Origin of the sequence: Cohnella candidum, from assembly GCF_003713065.1 — a bacterium.
In the GTDB taxonomy this organism is placed as follows: domain Bacteria; phylum Bacillota; class Bacilli; order Paenibacillales; family Paenibacillaceae; genus Cohnella; species Cohnella candidum.
The window spans coordinates 751,613-766,953 of record NZ_CP033433.1 but is presented as its reverse complement, the minus strand read 5'-3'; the positions used below and the strand labels follow the sequence as shown (position 1 = coordinate 766,953).

14 protein-coding genes and 1 other annotated feature are annotated in these 15,341 nt (G+C 60.1%); of the genes, 4 read left to right on the top strand and 10 right to left on the bottom strand.

Going from position 1 to position 15,341, the window contains the following annotated elements; genetic code table 11:
- Positions 1–128: 128 nt before the first annotated feature.
- From holA to EAV92_RS03450, 6 genes are all read right to left on the bottom strand, one after another.
- Positions 129–1,160 (bottom strand): DNA polymerase III subunit delta, encoded by a 1,032-nt coding sequence (gene holA / locus EAV92_RS03475; RefSeq protein ID WP_123039778.1) that lies wholly within the window; start codon positions 1,158–1,160, stop codon positions 129–131.
- A gap of 208 nt (positions 1,161–1,368) precedes the next feature.
- Entirely contained in the window at positions 1,369–2,367 is a 999-nt protein-coding gene (locus tag EAV92_RS03470; protein ID WP_123039777.1) for an anti-sigma factor family protein, read from the bottom strand.
- Positions 2,364–2,912, bottom strand: coding sequence for an RNA polymerase sigma factor (locus EAV92_RS03465; protein WP_123039776.1), 549 nt, complete (start codon positions 2,910–2,912; stop codon positions 2,364–2,366). Before EAV92_RS03465 ends, EAV92_RS03470 begins: the two co-directional genes overlap by 4 nt.
- Before the next feature lie 135 nt (positions 2,913–3,047).
- Positions 3,048–5,672 carry a DNA internalization-related competence protein ComEC/Rec2 gene (locus EAV92_RS03460; RefSeq protein ID WP_123039775.1) on the bottom strand — a complete coding sequence of 875 codons (2,625 nt, stop codon included), beginning with the start codon at positions 5,670–5,672 and terminating at the stop codon, positions 3,048–3,050.
- A 77-nt stretch (positions 5,673–5,749) separates the two neighbouring features.
- Positions 5,750–6,271 carry a deoxycytidylate deaminase gene (locus EAV92_RS03455; protein ID WP_123039774.1) on the bottom strand — a complete coding sequence of 174 codons (522 nt, stop codon included), beginning with the start codon at positions 6,269–6,271 and terminating at the stop codon, positions 5,750–5,752.
- A gap of 68 nt (positions 6,272–6,339) precedes the next feature.
- Positions 6,340–6,852: a ComEA family DNA-binding protein gene (locus EAV92_RS03450; protein WP_123039773.1), complete on the bottom strand. Its 513-nt coding sequence runs from the start codon at positions 6,850–6,852 to the stop codon at positions 6,340–6,342.
- A 103-nt stretch (positions 6,853–6,955) separates the two neighbouring features.
- On the opposite strand from EAV92_RS03450, the gene comER reads away from it, so the two are divergent.
- Positions 6,956–7,777 (top strand): late competence protein ComER, encoded by an 822-nt coding sequence (comER, locus tag EAV92_RS03445; RefSeq protein WP_123039772.1) that lies wholly within the window; start codon positions 6,956–6,958, stop codon positions 7,775–7,777.
- 47 nt (positions 7,778–7,824) lie between these two features.
- On the opposite strand, the gene leuS is transcribed toward comER, so the two are convergent.
- Positions 7,825–10,260, bottom strand: a complete 2,436-nt coding sequence (gene leuS, locus EAV92_RS03440) for a leucine--tRNA ligase (protein WP_123039771.1) — start codon at positions 10,258–10,260, stop codon at positions 7,825–7,827.
- Between the two features lie 66 nt (positions 10,261–10,326).
- Positions 10,327–10,562: a binding site (T-box leader), on the bottom strand.
- 173 nt (positions 10,563–10,735) lie between these two features.
- Here leuS and EAV92_RS03435 point away from each other — a divergent pair.
- From EAV92_RS03435 to EAV92_RS03425, 3 genes are all read left to right on the top strand, one after another.
- Positions 10,736–10,984: a hypothetical protein gene (locus EAV92_RS03435; RefSeq protein ID WP_123039770.1), complete on the top strand. Its 249-nt coding sequence runs from the start codon at positions 10,736–10,738 to the stop codon at positions 10,982–10,984.
- Between the two features lie 108 nt (positions 10,985–11,092).
- On the top strand, positions 11,093–11,794 hold the full coding sequence (locus EAV92_RS03430) for a response regulator transcription factor (protein WP_123039769.1): 702 nt from the start codon (positions 11,093–11,095) through the stop codon (positions 11,792–11,794).
- Positions 11,791–13,107, top strand: a complete 1,317-nt coding sequence (locus tag EAV92_RS03425; protein WP_123039768.1) for a HAMP domain-containing sensor histidine kinase — start codon at positions 11,791–11,793, stop codon at positions 13,105–13,107. Before EAV92_RS03430 ends, EAV92_RS03425 begins: the two co-directional genes overlap by 4 nt.
- Before the next feature lie 105 nt (positions 13,108–13,212).
- Here EAV92_RS03425 and EAV92_RS03420 read toward each other — a convergent pair whose 3' ends face one another.
- The 3 genes from EAV92_RS03420 to rsfS are packed head-to-tail and all read right to left on the bottom strand — an operon-like array spanning position 13,213 to position 15,339.
- On the bottom strand, positions 13,213–14,004 hold the full coding sequence (locus tag EAV92_RS03420; RefSeq protein WP_123039767.1) for a class I SAM-dependent DNA methyltransferase: 792 nt from the start codon (positions 14,002–14,004) through the stop codon (positions 13,213–13,215).
- Between the two features lie 49 nt (positions 14,005–14,053).
- Positions 14,054–14,998: a CvfB family protein gene (locus tag EAV92_RS03415; protein ID WP_123039766.1), complete on the bottom strand. Its 945-nt coding sequence runs from the start codon at positions 14,996–14,998 to the stop codon at positions 14,054–14,056.
- Entirely contained in the window at positions 14,995–15,339 is a 345-nt protein-coding gene (gene rsfS, locus EAV92_RS03410; protein WP_123039765.1) for a ribosome silencing factor, read from the bottom strand. The genes EAV92_RS03415 and rsfS overlap by 4 nt, the downstream gene beginning before the upstream one ends.
- Positions 15,340–15,341 lie beyond the last annotated feature (2 nt).

The window sequence follows — 15,341 nt, the reverse complement described above, 5'->3', positions numbered from 1 at the left end:
TTCGCCCTCGTGCTTGACGATAAGCTGAAAGCCCAAGAGCAAGACCCGAAAAAAGCCTTCAACCACTTCCGAGCGGTTGGAGGCTTTTTTGGCGTTTGATCGGGCTTAAAGCGGACAAAGATGGCGAATCAGCCGGCACCCGCGGATGCCGTGCGGAGCAGGAACAGCTCCAGGCCGAGCGATTTGTCTACCTGCCCCGTCTTCATCGCGAAATCCAGATCGGCCAGTTCGGACAACAGCTTGGCCAGCCGTTCCGAACTGAATTTCCGCGCTTGCTCGGACGTGATCTTGACCGCGTACGGGTGAAGGCCCAGCTGGCCGGCCATCTGCTGCGGCGAATAGCCTTGCCCGCCCAGTTCTTTGACGAAAAGCATGTTGCGGAACTGCCGCACGAGCAGCGCCATCAGCTTGATCGGCTCCTCCCGCTGCTTCAGCAAATCGTGATACAGCGCGATCACCTTATCGGTCCGCAGCGCGGCCAGCTCTTCCGTCAGCTTGAACACGTTCTGCTCGGAAGCAGCGGGGACCAGTTCGGCGACGGAAACGGCCGTCACGGTTCCGCCCTCGCCCGCATGGAGGCACAATTTATCCGTTTCCGCGGCCAGCACGTGCATGTCCGTGCCGGCTCTCCGCAGCAACTCCTCGACGGCTTCGGAGGCCATCTTCCGGCCTTGCTTCTCCGCCCTTCTGGCGACCCATTGCAGCAGATCTTCCGCGGACATCGGAGCGAAATTCACCGCTGCATCGGCCGCTTTCGCCGATTTTACGAGCTTCTTCCGTTCATCGAGCTTCTCGTGCGGCACAATAAACACGAGAACCGTCGTTTCGAGCGGCTGCGCCAAATAAGCGGCCAGCCTTTCCGGACGGTGTTCGATTTTCGCCGATTCTTTGCCCGATGCGAACAGGACGCTGTCCCGGACGAGCACGATTTTATGAGGCACCAAAAAAGGAAGCGTCTCCGCCTCGTCGATGACCGCGTCCAGCGGCGTCTCGGCCGTGTCGAAACGGACGATCGCCATGTCCCGGTGTTCGGGCTCGGTCAACCGCTCAGTCAGGCGCTCGGCGAACTCGTTCATTAAATAGGTCTCCGTGCCGTAACAGACGTAAAAAGGACGGGTTTTGCCTTCCCTCAGCTCGCGAAACGCTTGTCTTGATTCCATTTCAAAGCCTCCACATCCATCGCTCCTATGTACAAACGACAAAGAGATCACGCCTCTCGGACGCGATCCCTTTGCCCTCGGACATCTATATCAACGTTCGCCGGCCGGCCCATGGAACCGTGCGCGAACGACCGTGACGACGTCCTTCGGACGGCGTCGACACCATCGGTACAGCATACGCATCGCGCATGCAAAACGTGACAATGGGTCAACGCGCCGTTTCTTTCCAATCCGAAATTTGCAAATACATCGGTGTCGTTGTGCCGTCGGCGTCGGTTAAATCGTAGTAAAGGACCTTGCTGTCCTCGCTCCACACCAAGCCGCTTCGTTTGCCCTGGTCGGGTGCGGGTTCGTAAACCGGCGTGCCGTCCGCGGCGTTGAAAAGCTTCAGCGAGCCTTCCATCGTGACGACGGCTTTCAAACGGCCATCGGGGGAGACGGATTCTTCCTTCGCTGCCGGCGCGATTCCCATCGAGATGACGGGCGGCTCGGACGGCGTGTCGGTCGGATTCGCCGTTAACCCTTTATTCACGTTGCCGTTCGCGGGAGAAGAGCTAGCAGACGCAATTTGATCGGAAGTCGCCGATACCTCCGGAGCCGACTCCGGTCCGTCAGCCCCGGCCTTCCCGCCTTCCGTGGGCTCCGACTTACCGGCTCCCGTCGCCAGCTCTTTATTGAACAGACGCGGCTCCGCGGAAGCCGCAGGCGAAGCCTGAGCTGCCGGCGCCGATTGATCCGTTCCGCCAATAGCCAGCGCGTCCGACGTCACGTCTTTTGCCGCTTCGGAACCCGCGGCGGATTTCGGCGCGAACGCCGCATCTTGCTGGCTGCTGCCCATCTTTCCGGAGAACGGCCCGTTCACGAGCAACAGGCCGACGACGACGCCAACGGCGACGACGCCGGATATTCTGGCGATCCAGGCGCTGCGAACCCGAGGCGTCCGCCGTCCTCTCGGCGCAAGCGGCGCGGATTCCGCGGCTGCGGCGTCCCATTGGCCGAGCTGGGGCAATATGGCGTCCACCAGACTGTACGGAGGTACGACTCGGGGCAGCTGTTCCAAGCCTTTCGACAGCGAGACCAGCCGCTCCAGCATGGCTGCGCAATCCGGGCAATGTCCGACATGATCCAGCAGGAGAGACGTTTCCTGCTCGTTCAGGTCTTCATCGACATGACGCTGCATCAGTTCCATCACCTCTTCGCAGTTCATCCGCGGACACCCCCTTTCTGATAATCATGAAGCAGAACCTGCAATTGCTGCCGGGCCCGGAATAAATAGGATTTCACCGTATTGAGCGGAAGACCCAACGAATCGGCGATTTCATTATAGGAAAAGTCTTGAAGATACCGGAGAACGACGACGGACCGATGGTGGTCGGGCAGCTTGCCGATGGCCTCTCGGATTTCTTCGGCCGCGTATGCCGACAGCACTTCTCCTTCCACGTCATCCGCGGAATGGAAAACCAGCTCGTGCTCGTCAATCGACACGGACGGCCGTTTGCGGCGGAACTTGTCTATGCAAATGTTCGTCACGATCCGCTGCACCCAAGTTTTAAATTGGGCTTTCTCCTCGTAGGATCCGATTTTCGTGTAAATCCGAATCAGAGCCTCTTGCGCCGCGTCCAGCGCATCCTGCTCGTGGTTGAGCAAATAATAAGCCGTTCGGTAAACTTGGTGCTCGATCTCGCGGAGCAGCGAAACGAGTGCCTCCCGGTCGCCCGCTTGCGCGGCCTTAATCAGCGCCGGCTCCACCACAGAAGATCCTCTCCTCCCCTGCAACCTCTCAGACGTCGGCGTTTGCCGAAAGGTTGCACCGCACCGGAAAAACCTTTTCCGTTCGTCGCGGAACAATACTCTAAGTCTAGCAAAAACAAAGCTTGGCGCACAGCCCTATGTCCCTTGCCGTATGTTGGTTTCTGCCGACACCCTCTTCACCTGACGCCAAAGAACGCCGCCCGGCGTTACGCGGTAACGGATTTCGCCGTTCCTGTCCGTGCGAAACAAGGCGGAACCCGAAGCCGACAATCGGGCGATGACATCGGCGTTCGGGTGGCCGTACAGGTTTTTTCGGCCGACAGAGATGACGGTTTCCGCCGGCTTCCACCTGGCTACCCACTCCGGCGTCGTGGAAGTCTTGCTTCCATGGTGCCCGGCTTTCATGACGTCAACGGGAGCCAAGGGGTTGGGATTGCCGGATGATTCCCCTCGTAAAATCGCGGCTTCTCCCGGCGCTTCGACATCCCCCGTGAGCAGAAATCTTCTGCCGTACAAGTTCAGCATCAGCACGACGCTGTTTTCGTTTTGTTTGTCGAGAAGGGGCAAAGCGGCCGGAACGGCATCCCCTGCAGCCGAGGCAGAAGGCGAAGGAAACAGCACATTCAAAGAGGCGGACTCATCGAGCGTCCACTCCATGCCGGCGCGGGCCGCGTAAACCGGGATTCCCCGCCGCTCGGCCTCGCGGAACAGCCGTTCCGTGCCCGCGTTCTTTTTCCAAGTCCCGTTCCAAATGAGCGCCCGGACGGGCACTTCCCGCAAGACCGCTTCCGCCCCTCCGATATGGTCCGCGTCGAGATGCGTCAGCACGAGCGCGTCCAGCGTCCTCACCCCGCGCTGCTTCAGCAGCGGAACGAGCAGCTTACGGCCCACTTCGTACGGATCCCGCTTCTCCCTCCATTCGTCTCCGGGCTTGCGGAACACAACCGTGCCTCCCGCGTCGATGAGCAAATGCCGTCCGGCGCCGGTTCTGACCAAAATCCCGTCCCCCTGTCCCACGTCCAGAAACTCCACGTAGGCATTCCGGTCGAGAAACCACGGCTGGTACCCCCATATCAGCCATCCCGCCCATACGAGCAAGACGGCACCCCCAGCCGCCACGCGCCGCCAACGGGGTGGAGCGGAAATCTCCTCGTCTTCTATAAGAAGCGTCGGATCTTCCAGGGGAACCGTCGAATCTTCCTCAGCCCCGCTAAAAGTCTCAGGCTCTCGCCGGACAGCCTCCCGCACACGCATTCGCCAAACCGTCAACCCGATCAATATGTACGCGGCGGCAACCCATATGAGGGACGGCTGCGGCCATACCGTTTTCAGAGATTCGGCACGGTTCAGGTATTCGACGATTCCAAAGGTGATCCGGTTGCCGTAGGAAGCCAATGTCGCCGGCACGGCGCCAAGCGGCAGCCATGCCGCTCCCAGCACGACGGAAGCCATGCCCAGCGGCAGGACGGCGAAGCTGATGAACGGAACGAGAAGAAGATTGGCGGGCAGCGACAGTAGATGCATGCCGTGAAAATAATAGACGGTCAGCGGAAACGAAATCGCTTGGGCCGTGATGCCTACCGCCAAGGCGTCGCGAAGGAACCGGGGACGAACGCCGCCCAGCGCAGTCGATACGGAGGACGTCGCCAGGAGCAGCCCGGCGGTAACCGCGAAGGAAAGCTGGAAGCTCACGTCTTCCACGACGCGGGGGTTCCAAGCCGTCATGAGGATCGCCGCGGCCGCCAGCAAATGCAAGCCGTCCTTCAGACGGTTCCGCCTCGCCAAGGCGAGCGCGATCATCGCCATGAGGCAGGCGCGGACCGCGGATGGAGAAGCTCCCGTCACGAGCATGTAGAAGGGCATGGCGGCGAACGCGATGTCGATCGAACGCTCCCTCGTCAGCCGGCAAACGGCGCCCAGGCGAAGCAGAACGAACACGACCACCGCGACATGAAGTCCGGAAATGGCGAGCACGTGCGTCAGTCCCAGTCTCGAAAAGCTGTCGTACTGCGCCGGGTCGATCTCGTCCGTGATGCCGACGACCAACCCCTTCATGTATCCCGCATCTCGGCCGGGGTAAAGCTCACCCATGAGCCGGCCGATCCGGGCTCGAAGCTCGTCGATCTTCCGCAGCGGGACAGTCGTCCAAGAGACGGTTCCCTCCGCCGTTTGTACGGACTCCGCACCCTGAACCGACCATTGCCAATAAACCCCTTGGCGCTCCAAGTAACGGCGATAGTCGAACGAGCCGATATTGCCGGCGTCGCCCGGCTGCTCGGGCGCCCCAGTCACCCGCACCCGGTCGCCTCGTTTCCAGAGCCCTGCCGTTTCCTGCTCCGGCTTCGCCTTCAATTTGACTCTGACCATCACCGTTTCGTGAATCGCGATGCCAGTGGACTCTCCTTCCTCCAACCTTCGAGCTGCCAGCCGAAACGTCGCCGTATCTCCATCCACCTCGGGCGGCGAAGCGATAGCCCCCTCCAAAGAAGTTTGTTCGGGTACGCCATTCGCCGACCATCGACTCGTAAGCTCCGATTGGGCGGCATGATCCACCCAAGCGCGTTCGCCGAAAGCGAGCAGCATCGCCATGGCGCTCACGCACGCCAATCTGCCGGATAGACGCCCGGAGAACCAACTTCCGCCTAAGAGGAGAGCGGCGGAGCCGCACGCCGCCGTCACCTCAAGCCCTTGCCACAGGGAAGGAACGGAAGCGCCGAACAGCCAGAAGCAAGCGAAAACGACAAGCGGCCTCCGGTTCATGAGATCCCCTCCTCCTTCATACGAAAAAACCTCCCCCGCCGATCCGGCGGAGGAGGTGCTTCCTCTCTCATCTCTTCTTATATGGCATCCTGCACTTCGGTATCCGGCGGCGGCACGTAGCCGTCGATTTGGCGGAACCCGATACCCCGCTGCTTCATGAGCGCGGCCACTTTGTCGTAGTCTTTCGGGTACACGCGGTGAAAGACGATTTCCACGATGCCGCTGTTGGCCAGCATGTTGGCACAGGTCCAGCAAGGCTGGTCGGTCACGTACACGACGGAGCCTTCGCGGTCGATCCTGTCTGTAAACAGGAGCAGGTTCTGCTCCGCATGGATCGTCCGGATGCAGCGCTGCTTCACTTTGATGCCGCCGGGGGATTCCGTGCCGGCAGCCGGCTCGAACTCCTCCACGATCATGCAGCCGTCCTCCGAGCAGTCCGGCACGCCCATCGGAGCGCCGTTATAGGCGGTTCCAAGCAGCTTTTTCCCCTGGACGAGCACCGAGCCGACATGGCGCCGGGGGCATCGGGAGCGTGTTGAAGCCATGAAGGCGATATCCATGAAATAAGTGTCCCAATCTTTGCGCACGGATGCGGGCATGCCGTCTCAACCTCCGGTCTTGTCCTTTTATCAACATTGTCGCATATTTCCGTCGTTTGTAAAGCGCGTCAGCCTCCGCCCGCGGCGCCCGGGGATAGCGTGACAAGAGGACGGATCCGCTCCAGCAGCTTCGCTCCGATTCCTTTGACCTCAAGCAGCTCGTCGACCGACCGAAAACCTTTGCGATCGTCGCGGTACGCGACGATCGCCTTCGCTTTCGCCGGTCCGATGCCGGGAAGGGTGTCCAGCTCCGATTCCGTCGCGCGGTTCAAGTCGAGCGGCGCAGGATTGGCCGGCAGGGGAGAAGGCGCCCCCGACCCCGCCGCCGCGGGTGGAGGTGAAGCCTGCATAGAAGGGGAAACGGCCGGCTCCTCGGTCGGTTTTCTACTGACCTCAACCGGAGCCTCCCCTTCAGCCAGCGTCGCCTGCAAAGCGGTATTCGCCGGCTGCCATCCGGGAATCCCCGATTCCTTATGCGTTCCAAGGGAATACGCCAGCAATGCGATTCCGGAAACGGCCGCAAGCCCGCCGTACAAGCCTTTTCGGCTTTTCCCCGATCCATCCGCGAACCTCGGTGCCATGTCTTTCGCCTCCTTTTGCTCGTCCTGGCCAAAAGCCGTCATGCCGCGCGTTATTTTCACATATAGTGGGATGAAAAAGAGTTGGAAAAAGGAGGGACGGAGGATGAAAGTCGGCTTCATCGGCGCGGGCAGCATGGGAAGCTTGCTGGTCGGGGCTTTTCTGGAGGCCGGAGCGATGCGTCCCGAAAACGTCACCGTCGCGACCCGAACCCGCTCAAAGGCCGAAGCGTTGGCGCAGCGGTTTCCCGGCTTGCGTCCGGCATCCTCGAATGCCGAGGCCGCCATCGGCGCGGATCTGCTGTTCCTCTGCGTGAAACCGTCCGACTTCCGGTCCGTCCTGTCGGATATCGCCCCGGTTTTGCTTCCCGGCCAGATCGCGATCAGCATTACGAGCCCCGTGATGCTGGAGCAGTTGGAAGAACGGCTGCCTTGCAAAGTCGCGAAGATCGTCCCCAGCATCGTGAACGCTACCGGTTCCGGAGCTTCCCTGGTCATGTGGGGTACCCGGCTTACGCCGGAAGACCGGGCCATCGTGACGGAGCTGTTCTCGGCCATCAGCCGGCCGATCGAAATCCGGGAACGCGAGGTCCGCGCCGCGTCGGACCTGTCCAGCTGCGGACCGGCGTTTTTCGCCTATCTGCTGGGCGAGTTCGCCGAGGCGGCCGTCCGGCACGCGGGCATGTCTCCCGAAACCGCGTCTTGCATGGCGGCCGAGATGCTGCTCGGAACCGCCAGGCTGCTGACCGAACACGGCTTCACCACTCAACAGCTGCAGGAGCGCGTGTCCGTGCCCGGAGGCATAACCGCAGCGGCCCTGGAAACGCTCCGAAACGCCACGGCCGGAGCCTTTCCCGCCGTCTTCCAGGTCACGCACGAGAAGTTCCGGGAAGATGCGGAGAAAGTCCGCGAAGCGTTGGAAAATTAAAAGAGGGCGGCCCTCCGTTGACGCGGAGAGGCCGCCCTTCTGGTTGGTTAGTTCGCGACGATGTTGACGAGCTTTCCTTTCACCGCGATGACTTTGCGTACCGTCTTGCCTTCGATCAAGGCTTTCACTTTGTCGAGGGCTAGCGCCGTTTCCTGCATGCCCGCTTCGTCCAAATCGGACGCCACGTTGACGCGGTCGGCGATTTTGCCGTTCACCTGCACCGCGATCTCCACTTCCGCGTCGACGGTCAGCGCCGGGTCGTAAGCCGGCCACGGCACATACGACACCGAGCCTTGGTGGCCGAGCCGCTCCCACAGCTCTTCCGTGATATGCGGAGCGATCGGGGACAGCATTTGCACGAAGTGCTCCATCGCCTGCTTCGGCAGCGTCTCGGTCTTATACGCCTCGTTGACGAAAATCATCAGCTGGCTGATCGCCGTGTTGAAACGGAGCCCCTCGTAGTCTTCCGTCAGCTTCTTGATCGTTTTATGCCAGGTTCTGCGGAACGATTCGTCGCCCGGTACGTCCTGGATCTTCCCGCTCAGCTTGCCGCTGTCGTCCACGAACAGGCGCCAGACGCGCGCGAGGAACCGGTAGACGCCTTCGACGCCGTTCGTGTTCCAAGGCTTCGTCGCCTCCAGCGGGCCCATGAACATCTCGTACATCCGCAGCGTATCCGCGCCGAATTCGTTCACGATGTCGTCCGGATTGATGACGTTGCCGCGCGACTTGGACATTTTCTCATTGTTCGTGCCCAAAATCATGCCCTGGTTGACCAGCTTGTGGAACGGTTCCTTCGTCTGGACGACCCCGATGTCGTACAGCACCTTGTGCCAGAAACGGGCGTACAGCAAGTGAAGGACCGCATGCTCCGCCCCGCCGATGTAGAGGTCGACCGGCAGCCACTCGCGCTGCTTCTCGGGCGAACAAATTTCCTTGTGGTTATGCGGATCGATGAACCGCAGGTAGTACCAGCAGCTGCCGGCCCATTGCGGCATCGTGTTCGTTTCGCGGCGCGCCTTGCGGCCGGTTCGCGGATCGGTCACATACAGCCAGTCTTCGACGTTGGCGAGCGGCGACTCTCCGGTTCCGGAAGGCTCGATCGCGTCCACGTCCGGCAGCAGCAGCGGAAGCTCCTCTTCCGGCACCGTCTCCATCGTGCCGTCCTCGAAGTGAAGAACCGGAATCGGTTCCCCCCAGTAACGCTGGCGGCTGAACAGCCAGTCGCGCAAGCGGTAGGTCACCTTGCCCCGGCCGCTGCCGTCCTTCTCCAGCCATTCGATCATGGCCGCGATCGCGTCAGGCGTCGAAAGCCCGTTCAGGAAATCGGAGTTCACATGCTCTCCGTCTCCCGTGAACGCGGCTTCTTCGACATTGCCGCCCGCCACGACTTCCACGATCGGCAGCCCGAACTTCTTCGCGAACTCCCAGTCGCGCTCGTCGTGGCCCGGCACCGCCATGATGGCTCCCGTTCCGTAGCCGCTGAGCACGTAGTCTGCGATCCAGATCGGCACCTTGGCTCCGCTGACCGGGTTGACCGCGTAAGCGCCCGTGAACACGCCCGTTTTGTCTTTCGCGAGATCGGTCCGCTCCAGATCGCTTTTGCGGGCTGCCAGGTCCACGTAAGCTTCGACGGCCGCCTTCTGGTCCGCGGATACGATGGCGGCGACGAGCTCATGCTCCGGCGCCAGCACGCAGTACGTCGCGCCGAACAGCGTATCCGGCCTCGTCGTGAATACTGTCAGCGATGCGTCATGACCATCGATGGCGAAAGTAACTTCCGCCCCCGTCGACTTGCCGATCCAGTTGCGCTGCATGTCCTTGATGCTCTCGGACCAATCGAGCTCCTCGAGATCGTCCAGCAGGCGTTCGGCGTACTCGGTGATTTTCAGCATCCACTGACGCATCGGCTTCCGAATGACCGGATGGCCGCCGCGTTCGCTGAGGCCGTCGATGACTTCCTCGTTCGCGAGAACCGTGCCGAGAGCCGGACACCAGTTGACCGGCACCTCCGCCACGTAGGCGAGGCCCTTCTTGTACAACTGGATGAAAATCCATTGCGTCCATTTGTAGTAGTCCGGGTCCGTCGTGCTGAACTCGCGGTCCCAGTCATAGGAGAAGCCGAGCGACTTGATCTGGCGGCGGAAGTTGTTGATGTTCTCCACCGTGATGTCGCGCGGATGGCGGCCCGTCTGCAGGGCGTATTGCTCGGCCGGCAAGCCGAATGCGTCCCACCCCATCGGGTGCAGCACGTTGAAGCCCTTCATCCGCTTGTAGCGGCTGACGATGTCGGTCGCGGTGTAGCCTTCCGGGTGTCCGACGTGGAGTCCCGCTCCCGAAGGATACGGAAACATGTCGAGGGCGTAAAACTTCTTTTTGCCCGGATCTTCCGTCGTGCGGAACGTCTTGTTCTCGTCCCAATACTTCTGCCACTTGGGCTCGATCGTCTGCGGTTTGTAGCCTTGCTGGTTTTCTTGGCTCATGCCGGTCGAATCTCCTTTAGTTGAAGTCCGCATGGAAAACAAAAACTCCCGCCCCCAGCGAATGTCGCTAGGGACGGGAGATTAAAATCCCGCGGTACCACCCTAGTTGGCGTCTCCCTGCTTGGGAATCCGCCCCCTTGATCCCCGTAACGAGGGGAAACGCCGCAGTTCTCGGACGGCATCGAGTCCGGTTGGTGCGGAGGCTCCAAGGCGAGTTCGTCTGCACGGTCCGCCGGCTTCCACCAAACCCGGCTCTCTGAGGGACGCGTACAAGGACTACTACTCCTTATCAAAGCCAAACAGATATGCCCTGATTATAGCGATCCGATGCAAAAGATGTCAAGGTTCGCCCTTCCGGCCGGCGGATGTTCCGGCCGCCCGTTATTTCCCATACTTTTTACATAATTGTGAAGCACCTGTCCCAAATTTGCGAGTTACGATTTTCACGTACCCCATTCAGAGAGGAGCACTCCACATGAAGAAAATGTCCAAGAGCCTGATTGCCGCAACGACCGCGGTTCTGCTGATCACGGGTGCAAGCAGCGCCTTCGCCGCTGCCCCCGCGAAGACAACCGCGACCCATACTGCAGCCGTCAAGGTTACCACCAAGTCGGCGCCGACCGGCAAGGTCGTGAAGCATCCGGTGAAAAAAACGAAGAAAACGAAACACAAAATCGTGAAACACGTGAAAAAATCTGTTGCTAAGCCTTCCACCAAGAAGTAACCGCCAAAACGACATACCCGCCCGAAGCGAGAAGACAGCCGTCTCGCTTCGGGTCGTTTGTTTTGCTAGGATGGGAGTACAGCGACTCGCATCACCGGAGGAATGGACATGCCCCATATTACCGTGGTTGACGATGATTTGCCGATTTTGAATTTGATTTCGGAGTACATGCGCAAGGAAGGCTTTCAAGTGTCCTCGTTCGCCGACGGCAATGGACTGACGGAATTCATCCGGCAGCACCATCCGGACGCTTTGGTCCTCGACATTATGATGCCCGGCGCAAACGGGCTCGCCTTATTGACGGAGCTGCGTACTTTCACGGAAATGCCTATCGTCATGATTTCCGCCAAGGGAGCCGAAACCGACCGTATCATCGGACTGGAGCTGGGCTGCAACGATTTTTTGGCCAAGCCTTTTAACCCGCGCGAACTGGTCGGCCGGGTCAAATCCCTCCTCCGGCTCGTTGCGTCCAACCCAACATTCCAATACCCGGAAGAGCCGAGCCCTGCCCTCCGAAGGGGCAACGCAGCCGTGTTTCGGGACTACCGCCGCGTCGAAGTCGCCGGAAGCGAATTATCCTTGACGGCAAGGGAATACGATTTGTTTTCGTATTTGCTGTCGCACCCCGATCGGCCCTTCGGACGTGAGCAGCTCATCCGGCAGGTGTGGCAATACGACTTCGTAGGCGATGTACGCGCGGTGGACGATTTGGTCAGGCGTCTTCGCCGAAAATTGGCCGAAGCAGGCTCGACCGTAACCATCGAGACGGTGTGGAGCTTCGGATACAAAGCCAAGGTAAAAAACGGATGAAAACGATTCGGGGACGCTTATTCCTTTCATTGGCCCTTGTCATGTTTTTTTCCATCGCGGTAACGATTTTCTTATTCTACAGGTCTACAGCGGATCTCCTTCGCGACCAGGCCGTCACCCAGCTCGAACTGCAGATGGAAAAAGCTCTGGAAGTTTTGAACGGCGGACAAATCGCGGACCTGGACGACGCGGCGCTCGATCTGCGTTTCAAAGACCATCTGTTCGCCGCCGAATACGCCGTGCTGGACGCCAAAAATAAAGTCGTCGCCTCCAGCATCCCTTCCTGGATCGGTTCGGTACCCGCCGCCGGCCAGAGCGGAACGACCGGCAAGATCCGCACGGAAGGAGCCGAATGGCTCTATACGGTAGAGGATATCGACAGCCCCAAAACGAGGCTCATGCTCTTTACCCACATCGAGGATCTCAGAGGTTTCAATCGGCAATGGATCGGGGTCACCGCCATCGCTTTGGCTGCGGGTTCCCTGTTCATTTTCATGATCGGGATGCTGTTCGTTTGGAATACGACGCGTCCCCTGCTGAAACTACGGCGGATGGTCGGAGAGTTTCAGCCCTACGGAGATGCAAACGCCATTCCGCCCAGCGAATCGGATTCGGAAATCGGGCAGCTGATTCATACGTTTCGGGCCATGGCCGTCCGGATCCGGAACCATCATGATCAACAGTCCGAATTTTTGCACCGCGTATCCCACGAGCTTCGCACGCCGCTCATGTCCATCCAGGGATACGCGCTGGCGATCCAAGACCAGGTCATTCCGCAGGAGCAAGCCCTTTCCGTTATCCAAAACGAATCTAACCGACTCATCCAAATGGTGGAGAAACTGCTGGAGATGGCCCAGTTAGATCAAGTGAGCGAAGAGTGGCCGGCAACTCCGGTCAATTTGCGGGAGTTGACAGAACGAACGGTGGAAATCATCGCTCCTTACGCTGCCGAAAGAAACGTAACCGTATCTGTCGCAGGTCCGGAAATGCCGGAAATCGATTTGCCTCAAGAACAGGTTTTCCAAGTCATGATCAATCTGCTCCACAACGCCGTTCGCCATGCCCAAAGCCAAGCGAGGGTTACCGTGGAGGACAGGCATGGCGTATGGGCGATCCGTGTGGAGGATGACGGGGAAGGGGTTCCCGAGCCACTAAGAGAAGCCGTTTTTTCTCGATTCTTCAAAGGCCCGGGCGGGGGAACCGGCCTCGGTTTGACGATCTGCAGACAAATCGCGGATCGGATAGGCGGGGTGATCGAATATCGAGATTCGGACTGGGGCGGTGCTTGTTTCACGTTCAGATCGGCGTCCTGACCGGCTGTATTCGTTCGTCAAATTCCCGTACCGCGTTGTTCGCGAAAAGCGGCTCCCCCTGCACGCAGGAGGAACCGCTTTGTTGATTTTACGGATCTATGATCTTCATTTCGGCTTCCTCGCGACGTAAAACAGTCTTTCCGAATCCTCGCTCGGGGCGTCCCACTCGAAATCGGCGCTCCGATGAAGCAGCTCGAAGCCGGCGGCTTTCAGCCGCTCCGCGATCCACTCCGGGTCGTAAGCCCGCTGGGCATGCGACTCGGTAAACCTCCGGTAAAGGCCCGATGCGGCACCTCCCGCCGACTCGTCCCGCACGAAGAAGGTGAGGTCGTGGCGGATGATCCGGTCTTCCGCATCGTATTCCGAAGTCCACAAATACGCGACGTCTTTCTCGTCGTATACGAAGGGCTGTTCCTCGGCGTATTTCTCGAGCGTCCGCGGCGCATGCACGTCGAATACGAACAGTCCGCCCGGCGCGAGTCCGGCGTACGTTTGGCGAAGCGTACTCACGACGTCCTCCGGCTCGGTCAAATAGTTCAAACAGTCGCAGAAGCTGATGACGGCATCGACCGGCCTCGGCAAATCCCAGTCGCGCATGTCTTGCTGCAGCCAGCGAATGGATCCCGCGCCGCCGCCCGTGCCGATGGAGGAGGGCGGCTCGTCCCACTTGCTGCGCGCGATGGCCAGCATGTCGGACGACAGGTCGATGCCGAATACCTCGAAGCCGGATTTGGCCAGCGGAATCGAAATGTTACCCGTCCCGCAGCCGAGATCGACGACCGACTTCGGCATGCCGTACTTTTCGAAGCACCGCCTCGCGAATATGAGCCATTCCGCGTAAGGCATCTCTTCCATCAGCCGGTCATACACGGAAGCGAATTCCCGATAGGAACGCATGCTGTCTCCCCCTTTCCATCTGTCGTTCTCGGATGTTACCGGAGAAACGTCACACGTCCTCCCGATCCGGCTGCCCGGACGGGCTTTCGGCCGCTCCCTCGGGACGGTCCTTCAAATAGGTCCAACTCGCTTTCTGGATCACGAGTCCTTCTTTCATCAGTTTGCCGAGCGCGCGTTTAAAAGCCGACTTGCTTAAGTCGAAACGCTTCTGGATAATGTCCGCGGGCGTCTCGTCGGAATACGGCATGCCACCGCCCGGCCTTTCCTTCAGAAACGCCAAAATCCGGTCGGCGTCCTCCAGCCGGCCCGTTTCTTTCGGCTGCTTCATCGTGAGCGTCACCCGGCCGTCATCCCGCACCTGGGCCACTCTCGCCTTGAATTTCTGGCCGATCCGAAGCGTTCCCGCCATGGCGGATTCATGCACGTACCCGAGCGCTCCGTAACCGATAACGCCGCCTTCCACCAAGGCGAAAGCGCCGTCGCGGAAAACGTCGGTCACCCAGGCTTCCTTCCACTCGTTTTTCCAAACGCCGGGTGCCCGAATGGCCGCGTCCGCGAAATCGTCCACCTTGGCCAAGCGGGCGAGCATGCGGCCTTCCTTGTCGTGCTTCATGACGACGTGCAGCTCGTCTCCCGTTTGCGGCCACGCGTTTTTCCGTTCTTCCGGCAGTTCCTTGAGAGGAAGCAGCAGCTGGCGGCCGATGCCCATTTCGAGGAAGTAGCCGAAGCGGGGGTGAAAGTCGGCCACGGCGAGACGGGCCATTTCGCCCAGTTGAATGAGCGGTTTCCGCTGCGTGGCGGTCAGCCGCCCTTTGTCGTCATGGAACAGGAAGAGCTCCGTCTCGTCGCCCGGCTGGGGACGGCTGACGACCGCTTCTCCGTAAGGAAAAAGAATTTCCGCGCCGCCTTCGTCCCCTTCGCCGACGAACCAGCCGTAGGGAGGCGTCTCCCTGCGGACCTTCAAGCGCTCGGTCGTGCCGGCTTGGAGCGTCATACGGTTTCCACGGCCTTCGCGTCGGACCACAGACGCTCGAGATGATAGTACTCGCGTTCGTCCTTATGGAACACGTGCGCGACGACGTCTCCCATGTCGATCAATACCCAGCGGGCCGTATCCATGCCTTCCAAGCGGACCCGGAAGCCGCCTTCCTCCGCGCGTTTGCGGATTTCCGTCGCGATCGCCAGCACCTGCGTATCGGAATTGCCGTGGCAAATGACGAAATAGTCCGCGACGAGCGAAATGCCTTGCAAATCAAGCGCCACGAGATCGTGGGCTTTCTTATCCTCGGCTCCGGCTACGACCGTTTTGAGCAGTTGTTCCGATTTTCCTGCCATGT

Bases quoted from the DNA above. Each gene is read 5' to 3' on its own strand.
- holA (WP_123039778.1), bottom strand. From the start codon at position 1,160: ATGGAATCAAGACAAGCGTTTCGCGAGCTGAGGGAAGGCAAAACCCGT.
- EAV92_RS03470 (WP_123039777.1), bottom strand. From the start codon at position 2,367: ATGAACTGCGAAGAGGTGATGGAACTGATGCAGCGTCATGTCGATGAA.
- EAV92_RS03460 (WP_123039775.1), bottom strand. From the start codon at position 5,672: ATGAACCGGAGGCCGCTTGTCGTTTTCGCTTGCTTCTGGCTGTTCGGC.
- EAV92_RS03455 (WP_123039774.1), bottom strand. From the start codon at position 6,271: ATGCCCGCATCCGTGCGCAAAGATTGGGACACTTATTTCATGGATATC.
- EAV92_RS03450 (WP_123039773.1), bottom strand. From the start codon at position 6,852: ATGGCACCGAGGTTCGCGGATGGATCGGGGAAAAGCCGAAAAGGCTTG.
- comER (WP_123039772.1), top strand. From the start codon at position 6,956: ATGAAAGTCGGCTTCATCGGCGCGGGCAGCATGGGAAGCTTGCTGGTC.
- leuS (WP_123039771.1), bottom strand. From the start codon at position 10,260: ATGAGCCAAGAAAACCAGCAAGGCTACAAACCGCAGACGATCGAGCCC.
- EAV92_RS03435 (WP_123039770.1), top strand. From the start codon at position 10,736: ATGAAGAAAATGTCCAAGAGCCTGATTGCCGCAACGACCGCGGTTCTG.
- EAV92_RS03430 (WP_123039769.1), top strand. From the start codon at position 11,093: ATGCCCCATATTACCGTGGTTGACGATGATTTGCCGATTTTGAATTTG.
- EAV92_RS03425 (WP_123039768.1), top strand. From the start codon at position 11,791: ATGAAAACGATTCGGGGACGCTTATTCCTTTCATTGGCCCTTGTCATG.
- EAV92_RS03420 (WP_123039767.1), bottom strand. From the start codon at position 14,004: ATGCGTTCCTATCGGGAATTCGCTTCCGTGTATGACCGGCTGATGGAA.
- EAV92_RS03415 (WP_123039766.1), bottom strand. From the start codon at position 14,998: ATGACGCTCCAAGCCGGCACGACCGAGCGCTTGAAGGTCCGCAGGGAG.
- rsfS (WP_123039765.1), bottom strand. From the start codon at position 15,339: ATGGCAGGAAAATCGGAACAACTGCTCAAAACGGTCGTAGCCGGAGCC.